The organism is Lacicoccus alkaliphilus DSM 16010, assembly GCF_900142805.1.
GTDB classification, from domain to species: domain Bacteria; phylum Bacillota; class Bacilli; order Staphylococcales; family Salinicoccaceae; genus Lacicoccus; species Lacicoccus alkaliphilus.
On the sequence record NZ_FRCF01000002.1, the window covers coordinates 356419 to 377799 of the forward strand.

The window sequence follows — 21381 nt, forward strand, 5'->3', positions numbered from 1 at the left end:
TATGTTTTGACTTTAACACAGTCAATTGAGCACTGCAATGAATTTTGATGTTTTTCACCATAAAAAAGGCTTTACTGCGCACTTCTGTGGACACTTGTCATAAAAATGGGGTCATTATTTTCATCCACTGTGATTTCAGGGGAATAGATCGGTACGACCGGTGTATACTCATATAATACCTGCCTGGCATCGTCACCTGTTTCAAACTCCAGATCGTTCTCTTCGATCATCCGGCCGATCTCTTCCCTGTAGTCCACGATGAAATCCTCCCCGCCGCTATAATATATATTCAATGTGCCACCTGAATACGGGCTGGTCACTGTAGGATTTTCCGTGAGGTTATAAAAGTCGAGGTCGAGTTTATAAACATTCGGCCCGATGGTCTCCTCGAATTCCACATGCTCACCCATTCCATCAACTCTGAGCTGCAGTGAACGGATTTCTTCCGTGATACGCAGATCTGCAAGCCTGACCGTCGGATCATCTTCTGCATCCAGTATGACAAACTGATAGTAGCCGCCTGCTTCATACGATATCGATGGCCTTTCATCCAGATATTCCGGCACCAGCCTTTCGAAATCTATCTGGTATTCGAAATACTCACGTGTATCGGATACTGTTCTGATCGGCAGCAAACCCTCGGTATCTTCCCTGAAACGGTCGACAGCCTGCTGGACCATCTCCACCTGGGATTCACTCGGCACCTGCCCGGCCCGCTGTGATTCAGGATACATGCATGCACTTAAAAATATAACGGTGAACGCCATGACTGTCATCTTTAAAATATTCGAAAATTGCATTTAACTGCCTCCCAAAACAGGAATCATCAGGATGAAGGCCAAAAATAGCAGTCCCCACGCGAACAGCGAGACGACAAAGCTGATGACCCTGATTTTAATGACGTATCTTGCAACATAGATGAGCACCGCTGCAATCGCCATGGATCCCATGGAAATGAAGGACAGCCACATTAAGTCCATTGCGGATATACCAAACATAATTTAATGATTACTCCAATCTTTGTATTGCTCCTGAAGCAGTTCCTTCAAACCGATCGTCTCAGAGGTCTTCTCCCTCATCATCAGTTTATAGAATGCTTCTTCTTCACTGATTTCGTCAAACAGATATTGATGCAGCACCTTGGTGATCGGCATTTCGACGCCGTACTCCTCACTGAGCTCATAAGCCGCACGTGTCGTATTGACGCCTTCGACGACCATGCCCATCTTCTCCTCAGCTTCCTCAAGGCTCAAGCCCTCAGCAAGCATGATTCCGCAGCGGAAGTTGCGTGAGTGCTGGCTTGTTGCCGTGACGATCAAATCCCCGATGCCGGACAGCCCGAGGAACGTCAGGGGCTCGGCCCCCATCTTTGTTCCGAGTCTGGCGATCTCCTGGAGGCCGCGGGTGATGATTGCAGCTTTCGCATTGTCACCAAAGTTCAAGCCGTGCAGAGTACCGACAGCGATGGCTATGATATTCTTCAGAGCTCCACCTATTTCAACCCCGATGAGGTCCTCGTTGATGTAGACTCTGAAGTATTTGCTCATGAAGACATCCTGTATGGTCGCCACACCTTTGTTGTGCAGCGAGGCGGTGCTCACGGTCGTCGGTGATTTCAGGGCGACTTCCTCCGCATGACTCGGACCTCCGAGCACACATATATCTTCAACCGTCCGATCTGTCGTTTCCTGTTCAATCACTTCCGACACTCTGAGATGGGTATTTAATTCAAGGCCTTTTGCCACGTGAACGATCAAAACTTTCTTATTATGGGAAAGTAATATGCCTTGAATCTCTCTGGTGATGCTTCTGACTGCTTTGACCGGCACCGCGATGACCAGCAGTTCTGCATGCAGCACCGCTGCTTCAAGATCACTGACGGCATACAAAGCCTCGGGCAGGGTGATGTCTTTCAAATAGTGTCCGTTCGTATGCTGATTGTTGATTTCCTCAACAACCGCCTGATTCCTTCCGTACATCATCACATCATGCCGGTTGTCGGCTAATACCATTGCCAGGCTTGTACCAAAGCTACCGGTACCCAAAACTGAAATCTTCATTAGTGCCCGCTCCTTTAATTTCTTTTCCTGCTTATTATATGAATAGGCGTCCCGGTGAAGTCAAAAGCGCGTCTCAACTGATTTTCCAGATACCTTCTATAACTGAAATGCATCAGTTCGGTATCATTGACGAACATGACGAATGTAGGTGGGGCGACGCTCACCTGAGTAGCATAAAAGATATTCAGACGATGCCCGCCCTTATCCGTAGGGGTTGGATTCATGCTGACACTGTCAACGATGACTTCATTCAATGTACTGGACTGTACGCGCTTCTTATGGGAATCATTCACCATTTTGATCAATGGGAAAAGAGTCGTAAGACGGGACTTTGTCTTGGCTGAAAGGAAAGTGATCGGAGCGTAATCCAGGAATTGGAACTCATTTCTGATGTCATCCTCAAAATTCTTCATAGTCTTGTCATCTTTTTCCACCGCATCCCATTTGTTCACCACGATGACAATCGCCCGTCCAGCCTCATGTGCAAGTCCGGCAACACGTTTATCCTGTTCCCTTATGCCTTCCTCGCCATTCAGGACTATGACCACCACATCAGAACGTTCGATGGCCCTGGTCGCCCTGAGCACTGAATATTTTTCAGTGGCTTCATATACTTTACCGCGTTTCCTCATACCTGCCGTATCGATCAAAGTATAGGCTTCGTCTTCGAACGTATACTCGGTGTCGATGGCATCCCGTGTAGTCCCTGCAATATCAGAAACGATCACTCTTTCTTCATTTAAGATCGCATTGATCAGACTCGATTTGCCGACGTTCGGACGGCCGATGAGGGACACTCTGATCGAATCGTCCGCCTCCACCTCGGCCTCGATATTTTTGAAATGCCCGACTGCGGCATCGAGTGCATCCCCGAGCCCCAGTCCATGCGAGCCGGAGACAGGGAACGGGTCGCCGAGGCCCAGCTGGTAAAAGTCATAAATTTCGTTCCTCATCTCAAAGTTGTCGATTTTATTGACCAGGAGTACCGTCGGTTTTTTTGATCGTTGTAAAATACGGGCGACGTGCATATCATCACTGGTCACGCCTTCCCTGCCATTCACGATCATTAAAATGACATCGGCTTCAAGGATTGCGATTTCAGCCTGCATTTTTATCTGTTCCTGAAAAGGTTCATCCTTTATCTCGATTCCACCTGTATCTATGACATTGAATTCATGATTCAGCCATTCGCCATCCGCATACAGCCGGTCGCGCGTCACGCCGGGGGTATCCTCCACAATCGCTTTCCTCTCTCCGATGATCCTGTTAAACAAAGTTGATTTGCCGACGTTGGGCCGGCCAACTACAGCAATTGTCGGTTTATACATGATTTTGCCTCCCTGCTTAAAAATTATTTTAACATAAAAACAAAATAAAGGGCGATTCCCATCGCCCTTTATTTTCGAATATTTTATGGATTTATAAATCTAGATTTTTAAATCTATCACCAAAAACATCACCTAAAGTCGGTCTGTCATCTTCAGTTTCATCTCTGTAAACTTTTGATGGCGCCGTACTTCTCTCACCAGGATCTGTCGTTTCCTTGATTGACAACGACACTTTCTCGGCATCCGCATTCAGGGACAATATTTTAACCTGAATTTTTTCACCCTCGTCCAGAACATCGGCCGGCTGTGCCACATGGTCATGACTGATCTCGGAAACGTGTACAAGACCTTCGACACCAGGGGCGACTTCTACGAACGCACCGAAGTCAACCAGTCTTTTTACTGTGCCTTCAAGCGTTTCACCTTCGTCATGCTCCTTGATGAAAAGTTCGAAAGGACTGGCCTGGGCCTGCTTGATCGAGAGGCTCACGCGTTCATTATCAACGTCGACATCAAGTATTTTGACATCCACCTTATCGCCGATGTTTACAGCATCCTCCACTTTTTCAACGCGTTCATAACTGAGCTCGGAAATGTGGGCGAGTCCGTCGATTGCACCAAGATTGATGAATGCACCGAAATTCGTCGTCCTGACGACTTCCCCTTCGACGATTGTGTCAGCAGTGAGTTTTTGAAGCTGTCCCCTGCGCTCATCATTTTTCTGAGATTCAATGATTTTCTTGCGGTTCAGAATCACGCGGTTTTTATCTTTGTCGATATCTTCGACTTTGACTTCAAGCGTCTGTCCTGCAAATTGTTCCAGGTCCTCGACATATTCATCTGATAAAAGTGAAGCGGGTATGAAACCTCTGACCCCAACATCCACTACAAGACCCGCCTGCACCACTTCCATTACGGTTCCTTCAAGCGTCTCGTCGTTCTCTTTGGCAGTGATCAGTGAATCGTAACTCTGATCTTCTTCCAGTTTTCTGATTGAAAGGATCAAATTATGACGCTCGTTTTCATCTTCCACTTTGATGACCACCGCTTCGATGGAATCATCTTCCGCAACGACTTCGTTAGGATGCTCGATCCTTTTGTTGGTGACCTGGCTGATTGGGATGATCCCTTCAAAATCTGAACCGTCAATGTGTGCCCTGACAAATTTGTCTTCAACTTTGAAAACCGTGCCAGTCACCTTGTCGCCTTCATTAAAGCTGACGTCCGAGCCCTCTGAAGCCGCTTCAGAGTCATCCTGTCCACCGGAAGTTGAATCATCTTCCTGTGATTGCTGCTCCTGTGACCCCTGGTTTTCTTCTTCAGGTGAGTTTACTTCGACCTGTGAATTTTCCAATTCATCGTTCTTTTCATTGTTCTCTTCATTCAAGATATTATCTGCCGTCATGTGCCTGCCTCCATTACATTACTATAGACTATATACCTAACTTCTTATAAATATGAGGTTTTGTCAAGTAATTATTATGATAATAGTAAATTATTGATTTGTACTTTCAGTTCTTTGGTGATTTCTTTCCGTGTCATTCCGGATGCCACCATGTCATTGATATCCATCGGTTTGCCGAATACGAGGGTGATGCCTTTATGCCTGTTGTACTCGCCTTTTATGGCTGCAGGTACGATCGTCGCGCCCGATTTCACAGCCATGAAGCTGGCACCTTCCTGCAAATCCTGCAGTTTGCCGTCCTTTGTCCTTGTCCCTTCCGGAAACATGGTCAGCATCTTACCTTCTTTCAGCGCTTCGACCGATTTCTTGAGTGCCTGCCTGTCGCCTTTCCCGCGGTCGACCGGAATCGCATTCAGATGTTTGATGAGATAGCCCAGTACAGGTATTTTGAATAGTTCGGTTTTGGCAAAAAAGGACATTTCACGCCTTGTGCTGATGCCGATCAGCGGCGGATCGTACTCTGAAATGTGGTTACTGCAGATGACCACGGGACCGGTTTCCGGGATTCTCTCCTCCCCGATGACGCGGATTTTGAAACGCGTATGATAAAATCTTTTTACCGTTGCTCTCGCCACTTTATAGAACATGTCATACTTCCCCCATCTTATTTTGCGCAATTTCCAGAATGAAGTTTTCTGCTTCATCGATCGTCATTTCTGTCGTGTCCAGTAATACAGCATCCTCAGCTTTGACAAGCGGTGAAATTTCACGGTTCATATCCAGCTCATCCCTTTTGATGATCTGGGCCGTGAGCTGTTCAATGTCTATATCGCTGCCGCGATCCTTCTCCTCGATCAGGCGCCTGGCTGCCCTGACCCTGGGGGATGCCTGCATGAATATCTTGAGTTCTGCCTCCGGCAGAACCGTCGTTCCGATATCCCTGCCGTCCATGACGACGCCTCTCTCCTGTCCGAGTTTCTGCTGCATGGAAACGAGGTAATTGCGCACAGATTCAAAGCTTGAAATTTCACTCACCTTTGAAGTCACCGCCTCAGATCTGATTTCTTCCGTGACATCCCGCTGGTTCAGGAGCACCCGGTTTCCATCCCCTCTTTTGAATGTGATTTCAACATCTTCCAGAGAATCGATGATATCTTTTCCTTTTTCTATGTATAATAGAGTCACGGCCCTGTACATGGCCCCGGTATCGATATAAATATAGCCCAGCTTTTCGGCCACCCGTCTGGAAATGGTGCTTTTCCCTGCAGCAGCGGGCCCGTCAATTGCGATATTGATTTTTTTATCCATTCGAAATCTACCCACCTTGATTGATTGTTCCTTTTTATTTTATCATATATTCAGGCCTTAGCTTAAATTTGGAGACATTTAATAAGATAAACTTAAAAAACCGTCCCGGGAGGAAGAAAATGAAAAGAATCCTTGCTATACATACTGGAGGTACAATCAGCATGTCGGAAACGGATGGCGTGGTCAGCCAGGGGGTGGAAAACCCTTTGAACATCGGCAGCCACATGATCGACGATGTCGGTGTGGTGGAAATCTATCCCATCAAAAAACCGTCCCCGCACATCACTGTTGATGACATGAAGGAATTGAGGAAGTTCATCCAGGACAAAGAAAGGGACTATGACGGCTTCGTCATCACCCACGGGACGGATACACTGGAAGAGACGGCATACTTCCTCGACATCGCATTGGATGTGCGGCCACCCGTAGTCATCACTGGAGCGATGCGCTCCTCGAATGAAATCGGCAGTGACGGGATGTACAACTATCTTTCAAGCATACGTGTCGCGGCAGAGAGGGAATCTGAAAACAGAGGTGTGCTTGTCGTCTTCAATGATGAAATACATACTTCACATTCCGTGACGAAAACACATACTTCCAATATCGCGACATTCCAGAGTCCGAATCACGGCCCGGTCGGCTTTCTAACGAAGGAGAAAGTCTACTATCATCATTCGGTGAAGCCCCGGATGAAATTCGATGAGGTGGATGCGGAGATGAAAGTCGGTCTGATAAAGGCCCACGTCGGCCTTGATGAAACTTTCTTCGACGCTCTGATCAAAGCTGAGTATGATGGGCTGATCATCGAAGCCATGGGACAGGGCAACATGCCTCCGGGAGTCATGCCTGCCCTGGAGCGGGTGCTTGAGGCAGGTATCGTCACCGTCCTCGTTTCACGTTCATTCAACGGCATCGTCGGCGGTTACTACGATTACCGGGGCGGCGGCTACGAATTGAAATCGATGGGCATCATCTTCTCAAACGGCCTCAATGGCCAGAAGGCAAGGCTGAAGCTGCTGCTTGCACTCTCCAATCTCGAGCGTCATCTTATAAAAGATGTATTTGAACATTAAAAAATCAGTCTCCCCTTGCAGAGACTGATTTTTTTATGATATCCGGTATGATCTTCCTGCCGTGGAAACGTCCATTTTCGATGAATATGGTGTTTGCATCATCGCCGGCTGCTATGACGCCTGCGATGTACAGGTTCTCCACATCAGTTTCCATTGTGGCAGGATCGTACACCGGTATGAAGCTTTCTCCGCGTTCAGTGAGCCCGATGCCGAATGATCGAAGAAAGTCATAGTCAGGATGATATCCCGTCATTGCCAGGACAAAATCGTTTCTGAGCACCGTCATTTCCGGACCCGTCCTGATCACTGCATTCTCCTCTTTGATTTCGAGGAGATCCGTGTTGAAACGGTAATCGATCTTGCCATGGTCTCCAAGTGATTTCAGGTGGGGCAGCACCCATGGTTTGATGCTTTTGGAGTAATCCTGCCCCCGATAGATGACTGTGACATGTGCACCCGCTTTTTCAAGTTCTATCGCGGCATCGGCGCTGGAGTTTCTGCCTCCGACCACCAGGACATGCCGGTTGAAGTAAGGATGGGCTTCTTTGAAGTAATGGGACACCTTCTCCTTATCCCCGCCCGGTACCTTAAGTTTATTCGGTTGGCCGTAATAGCCTGTCGCGATGATCAAATATTTGCAGGAATACCTGCTTTTAAGTGTATCGATGATGAATCCCTCACTTGTCTTCCTTCCGGAAGTCACTTTCTCGTAGACATTGATGTTCAGACCATAATGTCTCACCACTTCCCGGTAGTATACGAGAGCCTGGTTCCTCGCGGGTCTGCCGGCTTCGATTATGAACGGAAGATCGCCGATTGCAAGTTTCCCGGATGAGGAGAAGAAAGTCTGGTGGGTCGGGTAATTATATATCGCATTGACGATATTGAACTCTTCAAGTACGAGATAGTCCATATCATTGATTTCAAGTTCGACTGCGGCAGCCAGACCGCATGGTCCGGCCCCGATGATGATCGTTTCATGATACTTCATCTCCGCTGGACTGCCCATCAGGGGATGACGAGTTCCTGACCAAGACTGATGTTGTTACCGGTGACGCCGTTGGCGTCGCGTATCCTCTGGACATTCTCGGCAGATCCGCTGCCATAATATTGTCTTGCAATCTGGTAAAGGTTGTCACCTTCGCCCACCACATGGGTCGCTCCAACCGACTCCTGGTCCTCCCCGGAAGCATCTTCATCCTGTGCCTGTCCGGCTTCAGCCTCTCCCGAAGCATCTGATGTTTCCTCCGCGGATTCATCTCCACCCTCCCTTTCTTCGATCGCATCTCCGGCGATATCTTCAAGGATTGAAAGTTCATCACTGCTGTAGACGGCTTCAACATTTTCAGAAGCAAGATCTTCCTCTTCGGTAACTTCAACATCTTCCTCTTCGCTTTCACCGGATTCATCATCTTCCGTCCCCCTGGATTCGGCCATGCGCCTCTCCATCTCGAAGCGCTGATCCTCAAGCCCTTCATCACGGCCCTCGTCTTCTGCAGCTTCTTCGCTTTCCGCAGCCTCTTCAGTTTCCTCAGTACCCCCATCATCTGTCGCAAGTTCCATGCCGTCATTTGAAGGCCAGAAATTGCTGATGATGATGAATCCGAGGAACAGGGTGAGTGGAACGATGATGACACCGGCGGCGATCAACGGAACCAGCCCCTTGTTCCTGCCGGCTCCCTGCTCGTCACGGGATTCATCCGCTGCAATCTTTTGATTTTTCGGCCTGTTCCTGAATTCGTCCAGTTTTTCCCTCGTCACCTTCAATTCATCGGAAAACCTCTCATTATAACTCGAGAGTTTGCCCGCAAAGAAAGCCTTGCCTTTCTCAAGATTCTCCCGGTTGAAGTATTCTTTGACTTTGGATGAAAATCGGGTCGTAGCATTTTTTGCATCCTCTTTATATTTTGCGCTGCGTTTGAACGATTGCTCTTCGGTTTTGTTTTCATCTTCTTTGACGTTATCTTTTTTTTCTTTGTTTTTAGCTTTACCTTTGGACTGTTCAGCCTCATCCTGTGTACGTTTATGTTTGATATCTTTATAAAAATTGTCTTTCATTGGACATTCTCCTCAACCTTAAATCTTACTTATATATTATATTATTAATTGTATGAATTTCAAAGCATTATCAGACCAAAGATGTGAAGCACTCATAAATAAACGTATTTGTTTGTAAAAGAATATTCTTCACTATAAAATTGATAAGGAAGATTTTCTTAAGAGGTGAATTTATGGGCGTGAAAAAATACACCATAGTGGATATGGACACATGCATCGCATGTGGGGCATGCGGTGCATCAGCCCCGGATATATATGATTATGATGATGACGGTATAGCATATGTCATCCTCGACGATAATACGGGTACAGCGGCTGTGCCGGAAGCACTATACGATGATCTTGACGATGCCTTCAACGGTTGTCCGACCGACTCGATCAAACTTGCCAGGGAGCCGTTTGACGGGGACCCGTTAAAATTCGAATAGTCAAAAGAGGCGGTCCGTGACCGCCTCTTTCTCATATTTTATTCAATTTGGGAATCAACTTCTTATAAACGACGAAAGCGACGAGACCGACGATGATCCCTTTTATGATATTGAAAGGAATGATTCCCGCAGTGACGATGATCCTCAGATTCTCTATGATATCAGTCTGATCGATGATCATACCGTAGAGAGGCAGGAGGACAAAATAATTCAGGACCGACAATACGAGGGTCAAAGAAACCGTCCCGACGATGAAGCCGATGATGATCGATTTTGAAGTCTTGTTCCTGACGTAGATGAAATACACCGGCAGCAGCAGTGAAAAGGAGGCCAGCAGATTGGCCAGCGGACCAATCGGTTCCCCCGCGGCAAGCAGTCCGTAGATCAATATTTTCAATACGATGATCAAGGAACCCGTGACCCCCCCGTATAGTATGAAGCCGATGAATGCCGGTATATCAGACAAATCGACAGTCAGATACGGGGGTATGAAGGGCAGCGGGAACTTGATCAGCATGAGCACGAAGGATATTGCAGAAAGTATACTGATGATGATGAGTTTCCTTAAACGGTTTCTATCCATGGCTGACTCCTATTCATGATTATTTTTTGGAAGAATGATTTCAAAGGTTGTGCCGACACCCGGTTCACTGTATAACTCAATTTTCCCCTGATGTCTTTTGATGATGGAAGAGACGATGTACAGACCCAGGCCGGTGCCGTGTTTACCGCGCGTCCGTGATTCGTCCACCTTATAAAAGCGTTCAAAAATACGATCCTGGTGCTCTTCTTTGATGCCTATGCCGGTGTCTGCCACGGAGAATACGACCTCGTCCTCTGCATCCCGGACCGTCAATGTGATTTTATCACCCGGTTCTGTATAACGTATGGCGTTGTCAATCAGGTTGTTGATGACTTGTTCTATCTTGCCATAATCAAAGTCGAAAAATACGCGTTTCGACACAGTATCGATTTCAAGATCAATTTCTTTTTCATGCAGGGCGTGTTTGAATTTCATGGTTATTTCTTTGATCAGACCCATCAGGTCATTGCCCTCGATATTCATCAGATCTGAACCGCTGTCCATCCTCGCAATCGTTATCAGTTCATTGACCAGCCTGTTCATCCTGTCCGATTCATCCTTGATTATCTTGATCATTTCATTGACTTCTTCAGGTTCCGTGACTATACCATCCAGAATCGCCTCCGAATAACCGCTGAGCATGACCATCGGCGTCTTGAGCTCATGGGAGACATTCGCAATGAAATCGGCACGCATCGCTTCCGTCTTTACAATTTCAGTGATATCCCTGATCAGGACGATGGTACCGTATGTCATATTATCGCTCACAACCGCTGTATATGACACCTGATAATGGTGGTTGGACATATTGAGGCGTTCAATCTGGGGGGTCTTCGTATCCGCAATGTTCAGAACATTATCAAGGAACATCTCCTTCTCATGACTGTTCGAGGAGAGTGCGGTGTAAATGGAGTTCCCCTTGGCGTTGCTGTAGATCAATTCTGCGTCCGTATCAAAATACAGCACACCCTCTTCCATTGAGCTGAAAATCTCTTCACGCAGGTTTTTCTCATGAAGCACGGCTTCGATGTTCTTCTTGATGTCCCTGTTCATTTTATTGAACGCAAGAGTCAGTTCCCCGATTTCGTCCCTGCTTCTCACTTCAAGAGGCTTGTATTTGCCGCGGGAAGTATTGTAGGCGGCTGTCTTCAAATTGATGAGCGGCCGGGTGATCCTGTTAAGTAAAAGAAAGGCGAAAATGGTCGTTCCGATGATCAGAATGCCTGTCGTAAAGAACATGATGATGGTGATGCCGCTGATCGACTGGTTCACGGCATCCAGATCCCTGTACATGATGATGTGTAGATTTTCATCGAAATACCTTGTGAGGCTGGAAGTCTTTATCATATACATGCTGTTGTACAGGTCGTCAATGATGAATGTGCTGTCAGTCAGATTCTCGGTGTTCATCCTGTTGTATATCTCTTCATCGAGCGCTGACAATGGCAGCAGTGGATCACCAGCGTACAGAATGATCAGGTTATCCTCCTGAAGAAGGCTTGTATTGCCGAGGCTGTCTATGTCGTGTTCTGTGAGGAGTACCTCCCCCACCCTGTTGACGTCTTCCTCCAAAATCGTCTCGGTGGTATTGAAGACATAACTCCTGAAAAAAAATATTAAAACCAGCGTCAATATAATTAAAACTGCAGTCACCATCAGAATGATGGTCAACCACAGTTTAGAGACAAGACTATTTAATGATCTCACAGCTCATTGACCTCGAATTTATAACCTATGCCCCACACTGTGTGGATCATACGGCTTGCTTCCGGGGAGACTTTATTAAGTTTCTCCCTCAGTCGCTTGACATGGGTGTCCACTGTTCTGAGATCGCCGTAAAAATCATAATGCCACACCTCTTTAAGGAGTTCTTCACGGTCGAACACCTTATCCGGACTTTTGGCCAGGAACAGCAGCAGTTCATACTCTTTAGGTGTGAGGTTCACTCTTTTATCATCTGCAAGCACCCGGTGCGCATCATTGTCGATGACCAGATGTTCATACACGATGACGTCTTTTGCCGTCGTTTCCTGCTGGATGAAGGCAGTTTCGGAGGAGCGCCGCAGTATGGCCTTGACGCGCAGAACCACTTCCCTAGGGGAGAACGGCTTCACTATATAATCATCCGCACCCACCTCGAAACCTTCGACCCGGTTATTTTCCTCGCCTTTGGCAGTGAGCATGATGATCGGCGTGGATTTCTCGCGGCGCAGCCTTTTGGCCACTTCTATGCCATCCATCACAGGCATCATCAGATCAAGAAGAATGCAGTCATAATCATTTTCCAAAGCAAGTTCCAGTGCTTCTTCACCATCTTCAGCCTCTGTGATTTCATAACCCTCCCGGACCAGGTACATATTCAATAATTTTCTGATGCGTTCTTCGTCGTCAACAATAAGAATTTTTTCTGTCATATTCACCCTCTTCTCTAATTATGCATATGAATGAAGCCCTGCAACGATCAGGTTGATTGCAATCAGGTTGAAAAGTATCAGTAGGAAGCCGACCACTGCAAGCCATGCGGATTTCTCACCTTCATATCCCCTGTTCAGCCTCAAGTGCAGGAAAATGGTGTAGAACATGAACGTGATGAAGGCCCAGGTCTCTTTTGGATCCCAGCCCCAGAATCTGCTCCAGGCGATCTGCGCCCAGATTGCTGCAAAAAAGATGCCGCCGAGTGCGAATAAAGGGAAGCCGATTATCACTGAACGGTAGCCGATTTCATCCATTAAATTAAGGTCGGCTTTGTTGGCAAGCGGCTTGACGAATGCGAAAAGCCGTTTCCTTAGAATAAGGCGGAGTATGCCATATACCAGGGTTCCAAGGATGAGGGACCAGAGTACCGTATTCAGCGATTGTGAATTGATGACCGGTGGCAGATCGATGCCTGCATGGAAGTGGTCTACCTGTTCATACTGGTTGTCACCGACATGTTCGACAGGTATGGCCTCTGCATAGTTCACGAGACTTGGCAGGTGGTAATCTGCAACCATCGTCTCCCCACGCTGGTCGGTATACATGAATTCATCACTGTAACCCACTGCACCCTGCATGACAAGTGTCGTGCCGATATATACCAGGACGATGACGATACCTGCCATGATCATCTCCAGAGTACGTGCCCGCCATGATTTTTCGTTGAGCGGTATCGCTTTAAGAAGGTAAATGAACCCCGCAACGGCACTCATGGACAGAATGCCGTAGGAGATCGATACAGTGATCACATGAATCGCAAGCCAGTTGCTCTGCAATGATGGGATCAGGGGATTGACATCGGTCGAGAACAGGCTCCCATATGCAATCAGCAGTAGAGAAACCGGGATTGCAAATAATCCAAGCACCTTTGTTTTATAATAATGATAAGTGATCAGATATCCCAGAATTAGCATTATCGAAAAAGTCGCGATAAATTCATACATATTCGATACCGGTGCATGTCCCGTTGCTGTCCATCTTAATATAAAATAGCCCAATTGCATAACAAAAGCCACTACCGTCATGATGATGGCCGTATTTTCAAATCTCTTCTTCCCGCTCCTTATGCTGATTGAAAGAGGCACGAGTGCCACTAATAATATGAAGAATGCTGAAGTGATCAGCCAGTTACTAATCGATAAAAGTGTTGATTCCATATTTATTTCTCCTCACCAATGATGACGCCTTCATCAAAATCTGTTGCATCTCTGTCAAATATCTCATCGTAGCCGTTTTCCTTCAAAACAGGATCGATATCTTTTTTCAGGCCAAAATAATTTTTATTGGTATGGGCACCGATACTGAAGCCATCTTCATCATTGATCCATATACGCCTGTGGTTGATGTAGGAACCGATGAAGAGTCCGATCAGAAAGATGCCGAACCCGGTAGCTATGATCGGTAAAGTCAGGTCTTTCTTCAAAGTCAGCACGGTCGCCATGTGATTTTCATTTTCCACGAACCTTACATTATATTCATTATCCTGTGTGATGTCGGTCGAGAGCATGATCTGCAGCAGACTGAGTTCACTTGAGTCACCGTCTGTCACTTCAAAAACGAATGCCGGATTCGTGGCGACAGGTGTCTGCGAGATGAGCGCCCCATTATCATCTATCTCAACGAAGTCCGGTGCATATGCCCTCATATTCACTTCCATACCGTCTCCGACATCATAAGTACGGTCAGGATCATCGAGATCGATGGTGAACGGTTCGCCGATTACTTGTTCATTGCTGTCTTCCAGCTGAAAAGTCATCGACTTCATCTGTGAGTTATCATAACTCGACTGATACAGTTCAAACTGATCAAAGCGGTATGGGTGATTCACACGTATGCTGTAATCTTCAACTTTCTGCAGATCCGGCTGAGCCCCGACAACATCGACATTCTGGTTTTCGTAAAAAGTGATGTCGGTCTGATAATTGCTTGTGATGACTTCATTGGTGTTCTGCAATGTCTCGTCAAACACCGATCCTCCTTCTTCATAGATGTCAACGATGAATTCATTGTTCTCGACATAATATTCACCTTCCGTTTCAGGAAGCTGGACGGTTTCGCCTTCTGTGATATAAATGAGCTCGTCGACATACATGCCCGGGAAAAACCTCAACATGCTGCCGAACAGAAGCAGGATCAGCCCTGTATGGTTTATGTAGGGTCCCCATCTTGAAAGCCTTCCTTTTTCGAGAAGGTGGTGACGGCCTTCGGATTTGACTTTATAACCTTTTTTCTTAAGCCCCTCTATGACGCCGGCAATGCTGCCTGAATCTGCGTCATGCAGGTTCAATCGTTGTCTCCTGTAAAACGTCGGGTGCTTTTTGGCCCGCGGATTTTTCAGGGACTTGTACAAAGGTACGCCTCTGTCGATGCTTGCTGAAATGATTGACAATGCAAGCATCCCCATGAGCAGTATGAACCACCATGAAGAATACAGGTTGTGGAAGCCAAGCTCATAGTACAGCCTGCCGAGAGTGCCGTAATGTTCTGTATAATACTGCAGCGGGTCCGCTCCTACAGGGATGAAATATTCCTGGGGGAAAAGCGTCCCGACTGAAGCGGCAACAGCGATCAACAGGATGATTGACACTCCGACTTTTATGGAAGTGAAGAATATCCAGATTTTATCAAAGATGCTTCTCGACCTCGTTTTGGACCGGATGGCACTGCCATCATAGCGCATGAGGTCTTTTATCTTCTTTTTGTCATAATCGCTGTTGATCATCTTCCCGCATGATTGGCACAGCTGGGTGCCCGGTGGATTCACATGTCCGCAGGATGCACATTCTATTTCATTCAATTCCATAACACTTCATCCTATTCCGAAGTAGATTGTTCCACGAAATTGTAGATATCATCTACAGATAGCTGATATTCCTGCTTTTCAACGACAACTCCGCTTTTATCGATTGCTATCGTCGTCGGCAGGGGTCCGATCTGATAAGCTTTGGTCACGTCCCTGTTACGATCCAGTGCAATCGGGAAGGAAAGTTCTTCATCAAGGCTCATAAGGAATTGATTGATCTGCTGTTCCCCTTCCGAAACATTTACAGCGATCAGTTCATATTCATCGTGACCTTCGTTATATATCGTGTTCATATCAGGCATTTCCTCGCGGCAGGGTTCGCACCATGTGCCCCAGAAATTCAATATGACGCCTCTGTCTTCATTGATTTCGGACAATTGCACGGTTCCACCATCAAGTGTCTCAAGCTGGAAATCGACTGCATCATCACCGACCTGCACGGCCTGTGAATCAGAAGTCAGGTTGAACCACAGGGTCACCCCGACCAAAACGACAATGCTTGTAATGATGGCCACCCTGAGTATATTCCTCGTTTGCTTCTTCATAAATTTCACCTACAGTAACTAGTTTGCTCCACCCATTATATCATTCATACAAAGTCACGGTTTGACATTATTATGACAATTGCTGAATCAGCCTTTCGCATTGGCGATCAGCTTTTTCACCTCATGCGGCTTTAAAAACCTGTGATCGCCTTCGCTTAACCCTTCCAGGGTCAGAAAATCATATCTGATGCGGGTCAATTTCAGGATTTCAAGGTCAAAATGCTCGAACATCCGCCTGACCTGACGGTTGCGTCCTTCATGGATCGTCACATCGACGATCATGTTCTTATCTTTCTTATCGCGCACCACATTTACATCGGCCGGCGCTGTTTTGCCGTCTTCAAGCAGGATGCCTTCTGCCATCATCTTCTGCTCATGTCTCTTCAGGATGCCCTTGACCTTCACCCTGTATGTTTTGGAAATTTCATATTTGGGATGGGTCATGTATTGTGTGAATTCGCCGTCATTCGTCAACAGCAGGATGCCTGATGTGTCGTAGTCCAGCCGACCGACCGGATAAAGGCGCAGATCGAGCGCTTTGAACTTCGTTATCACCGTTTTACGCTTGCTCTCATCTTCCACAGAGGAAATTTCGCCAACCGGCTTATAATATAGGATGTATGTTTTCTCCTCTTTGGTGAGCGGGATGCCGTCCACTTCCACCTTATCTCCTTTGCGCACTTTCGTTCCGAGTTCGGTGACGGTACCGCCGTTCACTTTCACACGTCCGTCGATGATCAGCTGTTCTGCTTTTCGGCGTGATGTGACGCCGCTGTCTGCTATTGCTTTTTGCAGTCTTATTTCACTCATGATTTTCTTCCTCCTTTAAATTATCAAAGAACAGGTCGATTTCTTCCTGTTCCTTGATGTCATCCTGTGTCGGCAGTTCTTCCAGACTTTCCAGGCCGAATACATAAAGAAAAGTCCGGGTGGTGACAAAGTGCGAAGCACGCTCATTCTCAATGTTTTTTTTCATGATCAGACCTTTGTTCAGGAGCGTCGTGATCGGACCATCCGACTGGACCCCGCGCAGTTCCTCTATCATGGCACGGGAAGCGGGCTGATTATACGCAACGATGGATAAGACTTCCAGGGCGGCCTGTGACAGTTTATTCTTCGGTTTGTCCTGAAGTATACGGATGATATATTTTTCCATCGCGGGCGTCGTTTTAAGAAAATAAGTCTCCCCATGCAGACTTATATCCAGATGCGGCTTATCATAATTTCCCACTTCCTGCCGAAGCTGCTGTCTCGTCACCGGGACATGCATGATCAGCTGTTCTTCCGTCAGCCCGACATCTCCTGCAATATAAAGCAAACCTTCAATAATATCAATCTTTTCCATATTTTTGCTGCCTTTCAAATTGGTATTCACCATCATCCAAAATATTGATGATCATTCTATGCGATTTCACCCAGTCCAGCACTACCATGAAAAGCGCAACCACCATCGCCCTTGATTCATCCAGGCTGAATAATTCAGTAAGACGGAGTGATGATTTCCCATTGAACTTATCAGTGATATAGGACTCCGCATGCTCTTTTGAAATCACTTCCCGTCTGATGGAAACCATCTGCTTCTGATTCAGCGAGACCCGCATCCTGACCTTCTGGTATGCTTCAAGTAAGTGGTCCAGGGTCAATTCCAGGTTGTCCGCCTCTTCATCCGCTTCCTCGAATTCATGAGGCGCTTTGATGTACGTCCTGTCGTTCTCTTTTTTCAATTGGAAGAGTTCCTCTGCATACTGCTTGTAGTTTTGATACTCCAGCAACTGTTCCATGAGCTGTTCTCTCGGGTCCGTGTAATCCTCTTCGACAGCAACGGGTTCCGGCAACAGCATGAAACTCTTGATTTTAAGCAGTTCACTCGCCATGACCAGATATTCACTGGCCACATTGATCTCAAGTTCTTTCATTTGATTGATATATTCCATATACTGGGCTGTAAGAGAGGCCATCGGTATATCGTATATATCAATTTCAAGTTCCTTGATCAGATGCAGCAGCAAATCCAGCGGCCCTTCGAAAATATCTAATTTAACTTCATAAGTAAACATATTAAAACCTCAATCTTGGAGAATCATTATGGATGAAATCACTCTGTTAAAATACTATAACGAATTTATTATAAAGCAAGATTACTTCGAATGCCATGAAATCATGGAGGACGCCTGGAAATCGAAAAAGCATTATTCAAAAGAGGACGATGAAATTTTCTTCATCCAGCTCTCGACAGCTGAATACCATTATCGCAGAAACAACTTCTATGGCGCACGCAAAATATACAGACGTGCTGTCAAACGTCTGGAGGAACGCCCTTTCCCTCATCTTGAATATGGATTGGAGAGTGATGTCACACCGCTCATAAAGGAGCGGCTTGACGCCATAGGGGGCAAACCCTTCACTCCCCTCCTGCTGCCCCTCACCGGCCAGATGTTTGAAGCGCTGCGCGCCTATGCAATGCCCGGGCTCTCTTCGAAGGAATTTCTGAGGCAAATAGCAAAAATCCACAAAAAAGACATCACACTTGTACAGAAGCACCGCCTGCGGGACAGGTCGGAAATCATCAAAGTGAGGAACGAAAAGCTCAGGGAGAAAAGGTCGCGGAATCCCCGGGATTAAATGCAAAAAGCTGCAGACTGTGAAAGTCTGCAGCTTTTTTAGAATATGAGGAACCAATATGCAAAACCCCACAACAGGGCAAACAACAGTATGACCAAAAAAACGGCTTTTCTATTTTTCATAAGGCACCATCTCACTTAATAAACTTCTTCCGCCCGTTTCATACTCTATGCCAAAGTTCTCTGCCATCGTTGCAGCCAGGTCGCTGAACGTCTCACTCTGCCGCACCGGCCCGTAGTCCAGATCTTTTTTGGAAGTCATCAGAAGAGGCACATATTCCCTCGTATGATCAGTTCCTTTGTGGGTGGGGTCGTTGCCATGATCGGCAGTGATGATGAGCAGGTCGTCTTCCCTCAGTTTTTCGATGATTTCAGGGAGTCTCTCATCAAATTCCTTCAATGCGTTGGAATAGCCCGCCGGATCTCTCCTGTGGCCATATAATGCATCAAAATCGACAAGGTTTAAAAATGACAGTCCTTCAAAATCACGGTCAAGCACTTCGAGCAGTTTATCCACCCCGTCGTCGTTGCTTTTGGTTCTGACTGTATCGGTGATGCCCGACCCGGTGAAAATATCGTTGATCTTACCGATCGCTATGACATCCTTCCCGCTTTCCTCAAGGGCGTTCAGCACAGTCCTGCCGAATGGCTCCAGTGCGTAGTCGTGACGATTTCCCGTCCTTGTGAAGTCGTGCTTATTGGTACCGGTGAAAGGTCTGGCGATGACTCGGCCCACCAGGAATTCAGGCGCTTTGGTCATCTCCCTGACTTTTTCACAGATATCATACAGTTCATCCAAAGGGATGACCTCTTCATGCGCCGCAATTTGAAGCACAGGATCATTGGAGGTGTATATTATGAGGTCGCCGGTTTCCATCTGATGCTCCCCGTGATCTTTGATGATTTCCGTACCGCTTGCCGGGATGTTGCCGACGATCCCCCTGCCGGTCACCGTCCTGATGTTGTCGAGCAGTTCTTCCGGGAAACCGTCGGGATAAACTTTGAAAGGTTCTGTAATGTTGAGTCCAGCTATTTCCCAATGTCCGGTCATGGTATCCTTGCCGCGGGATATTTCTGCCATCTTGCTGTAAAATGCCTGTGGCTTTTCAGGGCAGCCGACTCCCGGCAGCTCATCGATGCAGCCGAGTCCCAACTTCTCCAGATTACCGAGTGTCACCGGGGAATCTTCGAGGAGATGCTTTAAAGTATGCGCCCCTTCATCCCCGAATTCAGCTGCATCATGCTGCGCACCGATACCCACTGAATCAAGTACTATCAAATGAACTCTTCTAAACATATAATACCTACTTTCTCGGATGGAATTGTTTATACATTTCGCGGATTTTCGAAGCGGAGATCTGTGTGTAAATCTGGGTCGTACTGATATCGGAGTGCCCCAGCATCTCCTGGACAGCTCTTAAGTCCGCACCGTTCTCGATTAAATGCGTTGCAAACGAATGTCTGAAAGTATGAGGAGTGATATTTTTACTGATGCCGCTCAGTACCTCATACTTTTTGATTGTCTTCCATAAACCCTGACGTGTGAATCCCCTGCCCCTGTTGGTGATGAAAAGATCCTCGGTGTCTTCGGTTTTGAGCAGCCTCGGCCTGATGCTGACGATATAATGTTCCAGCTGACGGGCGACAAAGTCCGTAATCGGTACGATACGTTCTTTACTGCCTTTGCCGCGCACCCTGATGAAGCCCATTTCCGTATTGACATCGGGCTTTTTGATGCTGATCAGCTCACTCACCCTGATGCCTGAAGCATAAAGGACTTCCATCATGGTGCTGTCCCGGACGCCTGCCGGCGAGTCTTCGGGTGTGGCAAGCAGTGTTTCCATCTCTTCGATGGTCAGATATTCAGGCAGCTTCTTCTCCCCCCGGACAGCAGTCAGCTTGATCGCCGGGTTCATTTTCGTGACATCCTGATTCAATAAGAATTGATGGAAATTTCTGAGTGTCGACTGTGTCCTAGAAATCGTTTTTGAACTTAATCCCTTTTCATTCAGATGTTTGATGAAACTGATCAGCATATCGGTATCCACTTTTTCCAAGGATTTGACGCCCAGCTCATCAAGATAACTTAAATAATGTTTCAAGTCCTGCTTATAGGAACTGAGAGAAGCCGGGCTCAGCCCCTTTTCAATTTTGAGGAAAGTGATGTATTCATCGATATGCTTATCAATCATCCGTGGCCTGCTCCACCTTCAGTGTACAATGTTTACATACACCATGAAAAGTCAGACGATGGTCTGTGATTTTAAAGTGAAAATCACTCTCGACTATACTTTCGACATCTCCCAGGAGGTCTTCTTCTATTTCCTCGACCGATCCACAGCTGATGCATACCAGATGATGATGGAAATGCTCTGCACCTTCCTTGCGGAGGTCATACCTTGAGACGCCGTCACCAAAATTGATCTTATCCAGGATCTTCAGTTCATTGAGAAGTTCAAGTGTGCGGTATACAGTTGCGAGACCGATTTCGGGATACTTTTCCTTCACTTTCATAAAAACATCTTCCGCGCTGAGATGATCACTTTCATTTTCCAACAATACTTTCAGTGTCACTTCACGTTGTGGTGTCAATTTATATTTTGCATCATGAAGGGCTTCTTTTATGTGCTGGATTCTCTTTTCCACGACGCCACCTACTTTTATCATTAATCATATACATTATACAAAACTTGC

General features: G+C 46.7%; 24 protein-coding genes. 3 read left to right on the forward strand and 21 right to left on the reverse strand.

What is annotated here, in order from left to right:
• Positions 1 to 71: 71 nt before the first annotated feature.
• From BUA12_RS01925 to cmk, 7 genes are all read right to left on the reverse strand, one after another.
• On the reverse strand, positions 72 to 800 hold the full coding sequence (locus tag BUA12_RS01925) for a YphF family lipoprotein (RefSeq protein WP_072707765.1): 729 nt from the start codon (positions 798 to 800) through the stop codon (positions 72 to 74).
• A complete protein-coding gene (locus tag BUA12_RS01930) occupies positions 801 to 998 on the reverse strand; it encodes a DUF2768 family protein (protein WP_084669822.1) in 198 nt (65 codons plus the stop codon). It abuts the gene before it with no gap.
• 3 nt (positions 999 to 1001) lie between these two features.
• On the reverse strand, positions 1002 to 2060 hold the full coding sequence (locus BUA12_RS01935) for an NAD(P)H-dependent glycerol-3-phosphate dehydrogenase (RefSeq protein ID WP_072707767.1): 1059 nt from the start codon (positions 2058 to 2060) through the stop codon (positions 1002 to 1004).
• 14 nt (positions 2061 to 2074) lie between these two features.
• Positions 2075 to 3388, reverse strand: coding sequence for a ribosome biogenesis GTPase Der (gene der, locus BUA12_RS01940; RefSeq protein ID WP_072707769.1), 1314 nt, complete (start codon positions 3386 to 3388; stop codon positions 2075 to 2077).
• 91 nt (positions 3389 to 3479) lie between these two features.
• Complete coding sequence (rpsA, locus tag BUA12_RS01945) at positions 3480 to 4793, reverse strand: 30S ribosomal protein S1 (RefSeq protein WP_072707771.1); 1314 nt, start codon at positions 4791 to 4793, stop codon at positions 3480 to 3482.
• Positions 4794 to 4867: 74 nt separating this feature from the next.
• Positions 4868 to 5440, reverse strand: a complete 573-nt coding sequence (locus BUA12_RS01950; protein WP_072707773.1) for a lysophospholipid acyltransferase family protein — start codon at positions 5438 to 5440, stop codon at positions 4868 to 4870.
• Position 5441: 1 nt separating this feature from the next.
• Entirely contained in the window at positions 5442 to 6101 is a 660-nt protein-coding gene (gene cmk, locus BUA12_RS01955; RefSeq protein ID WP_072707775.1) for a (d)CMP kinase, read from the reverse strand.
• 119 nt (positions 6102 to 6220) lie between these two features.
• Here cmk and BUA12_RS01960 point away from each other — a divergent pair, with 119 nt between their 5' ends.
• Positions 6221 to 7174 carry an asparaginase gene (locus BUA12_RS01960; protein WP_072707777.1) on the forward strand — a complete coding sequence of 318 codons (954 nt, stop codon included), beginning with the start codon at positions 6221 to 6223 and terminating at the stop codon, positions 7172 to 7174.
• A gap of 4 nt (positions 7175 to 7178) precedes the next feature.
• On the opposite strand, the gene BUA12_RS01965 is transcribed toward BUA12_RS01960, so the two are convergent.
• Together BUA12_RS01965 and BUA12_RS01970 are read right to left on the reverse strand one after the other, a co-directional pair.
• On the reverse strand, positions 7179 to 8165 hold the full coding sequence (locus BUA12_RS01965; protein ID WP_072708855.1) for a YpdA family putative bacillithiol disulfide reductase: 987 nt from the start codon (positions 8163 to 8165) through the stop codon (positions 7179 to 7181).
• A gap of 17 nt (positions 8166 to 8182) precedes the next feature.
• Positions 8183 to 9232, reverse strand: a complete 1050-nt coding sequence (locus BUA12_RS01970; protein WP_072707779.1) for a LysM peptidoglycan-binding domain-containing protein — start codon at positions 9230 to 9232, stop codon at positions 8183 to 8185.
• A gap of 179 nt (positions 9233 to 9411) precedes the next feature.
• Here BUA12_RS01970 and BUA12_RS01975 point away from each other — a divergent pair, with 179 nt between their 5' ends.
• A complete protein-coding gene (locus BUA12_RS01975; RefSeq protein ID WP_072708856.1) occupies positions 9412 to 9660 on the forward strand; it encodes a ferredoxin in 249 nt (82 codons plus the stop codon).
• 31 nt (positions 9661 to 9691) lie between these two features.
• Here BUA12_RS01975 and BUA12_RS01980 read toward each other — a convergent pair whose 3' ends face one another.
• The 9 genes from BUA12_RS01980 to BUA12_RS12920 all read right to left on the reverse strand — a co-directional run bounded on the left by BUA12_RS01980 (position 9692) and on the right by BUA12_RS12920 (position 18123).
• The gene (locus BUA12_RS01980) at positions 9692 to 10243 is read right to left on the reverse strand and encodes an ECF transporter S component (protein ID WP_072707781.1); all 552 of its coding nucleotides are present in this window, start codon (positions 10241 to 10243) and stop codon (positions 9692 to 9694) included.
• 9 nt (positions 10244 to 10252) lie between these two features.
• Complete coding sequence (locus tag BUA12_RS01985; RefSeq protein ID WP_072707783.1) at positions 10253 to 11950, reverse strand: HAMP domain-containing sensor histidine kinase; 1698 nt, start codon at positions 11948 to 11950, stop codon at positions 10253 to 10255.
• Positions 11947 to 12657, reverse strand: coding sequence for a response regulator (locus BUA12_RS01990; protein WP_072707785.1), 711 nt, complete (start codon positions 12655 to 12657; stop codon positions 11947 to 11949). Before BUA12_RS01990 ends, BUA12_RS01985 begins: the two co-directional genes overlap by 4 nt.
• A gap of 18 nt (positions 12658 to 12675) precedes the next feature.
• A complete protein-coding gene (ccsB, locus tag BUA12_RS01995; protein ID WP_072707787.1) occupies positions 12676 to 13875 on the reverse strand; it encodes a c-type cytochrome biogenesis protein CcsB in 1200 nt (399 codons plus the stop codon).
• A gap of 2 nt (positions 13876 to 13877) precedes the next feature.
• Positions 13878 to 15521: a cytochrome c biogenesis ResB family protein gene (locus BUA12_RS02000; protein ID WP_084669827.1), complete on the reverse strand. Its 1644-nt coding sequence runs from the start codon at positions 15519 to 15521 to the stop codon at positions 13878 to 13880.
• Between the two features lie 11 nt (positions 15522 to 15532).
• Positions 15533 to 16066 (reverse strand): redoxin domain-containing protein, encoded by a 534-nt coding sequence (locus BUA12_RS02005; protein ID WP_072707789.1) that lies wholly within the window; start codon positions 16064 to 16066, stop codon positions 15533 to 15535.
• 87 nt (positions 16067 to 16153) lie between these two features.
• A complete protein-coding gene (locus tag BUA12_RS02010) occupies positions 16154 to 16876 on the reverse strand; it encodes a pseudouridine synthase (RefSeq protein WP_072707791.1) in 723 nt (240 codons plus the stop codon).
• Positions 16869 to 17411: an SMC-Scp complex subunit ScpB gene (gene scpB, locus BUA12_RS12915; RefSeq protein ID WP_072708860.1), complete on the reverse strand. Its 543-nt coding sequence runs from the start codon at positions 17409 to 17411 to the stop codon at positions 16869 to 16871. The genes BUA12_RS02010 and scpB overlap by 8 nt, the downstream gene beginning before the upstream one ends.
• Positions 17398 to 18123, reverse strand: coding sequence for a segregation and condensation protein A (locus BUA12_RS12920; RefSeq protein ID WP_072707793.1), 726 nt, complete (start codon positions 18121 to 18123; stop codon positions 17398 to 17400). The genes scpB and BUA12_RS12920 overlap by 14 nt, the downstream gene beginning before the upstream one ends.
• Before the next feature lie 28 nt (positions 18124 to 18151).
• Between BUA12_RS12920 and BUA12_RS02025 the strand changes: the two genes are divergently transcribed.
• Positions 18152 to 18688, forward strand: a complete 537-nt coding sequence (locus BUA12_RS02025) for a DUF309 domain-containing protein (RefSeq protein WP_072707795.1) — start codon at positions 18152 to 18154, stop codon at positions 18686 to 18688.
• 111 nt (positions 18689 to 18799) lie between these two features.
• Here the strand turns inward: BUA12_RS02025 and deoB are convergent, their stop codons facing one another.
• Genes deoB through fur form a run of 3 tightly spaced genes read right to left on the reverse strand, consistent with a single transcriptional unit; the run spans position 18800 to position 21333 of the window.
• Positions 18800 to 19984 carry a phosphopentomutase gene (gene deoB, locus BUA12_RS02030; RefSeq protein ID WP_072707797.1) on the reverse strand — a complete coding sequence of 395 codons (1185 nt, stop codon included), beginning with the start codon at positions 19982 to 19984 and terminating at the stop codon, positions 18800 to 18802.
• 7 nt (positions 19985 to 19991) lie between these two features.
• Positions 19992 to 20876, reverse strand: coding sequence for a site-specific tyrosine recombinase XerD (gene xerD / locus BUA12_RS02035; protein ID WP_072708861.1), 885 nt, complete (start codon positions 20874 to 20876; stop codon positions 19992 to 19994).
• Positions 20872 to 21333: a ferric iron uptake transcriptional regulator gene (gene fur, locus BUA12_RS02040; RefSeq protein ID WP_072707799.1), complete on the reverse strand. Its 462-nt coding sequence runs from the start codon at positions 21331 to 21333 to the stop codon at positions 20872 to 20874. The genes xerD and fur overlap by 5 nt, the downstream gene beginning before the upstream one ends.
• Between the last annotated feature and the right edge of the window lie 48 nt (positions 21334 to 21381).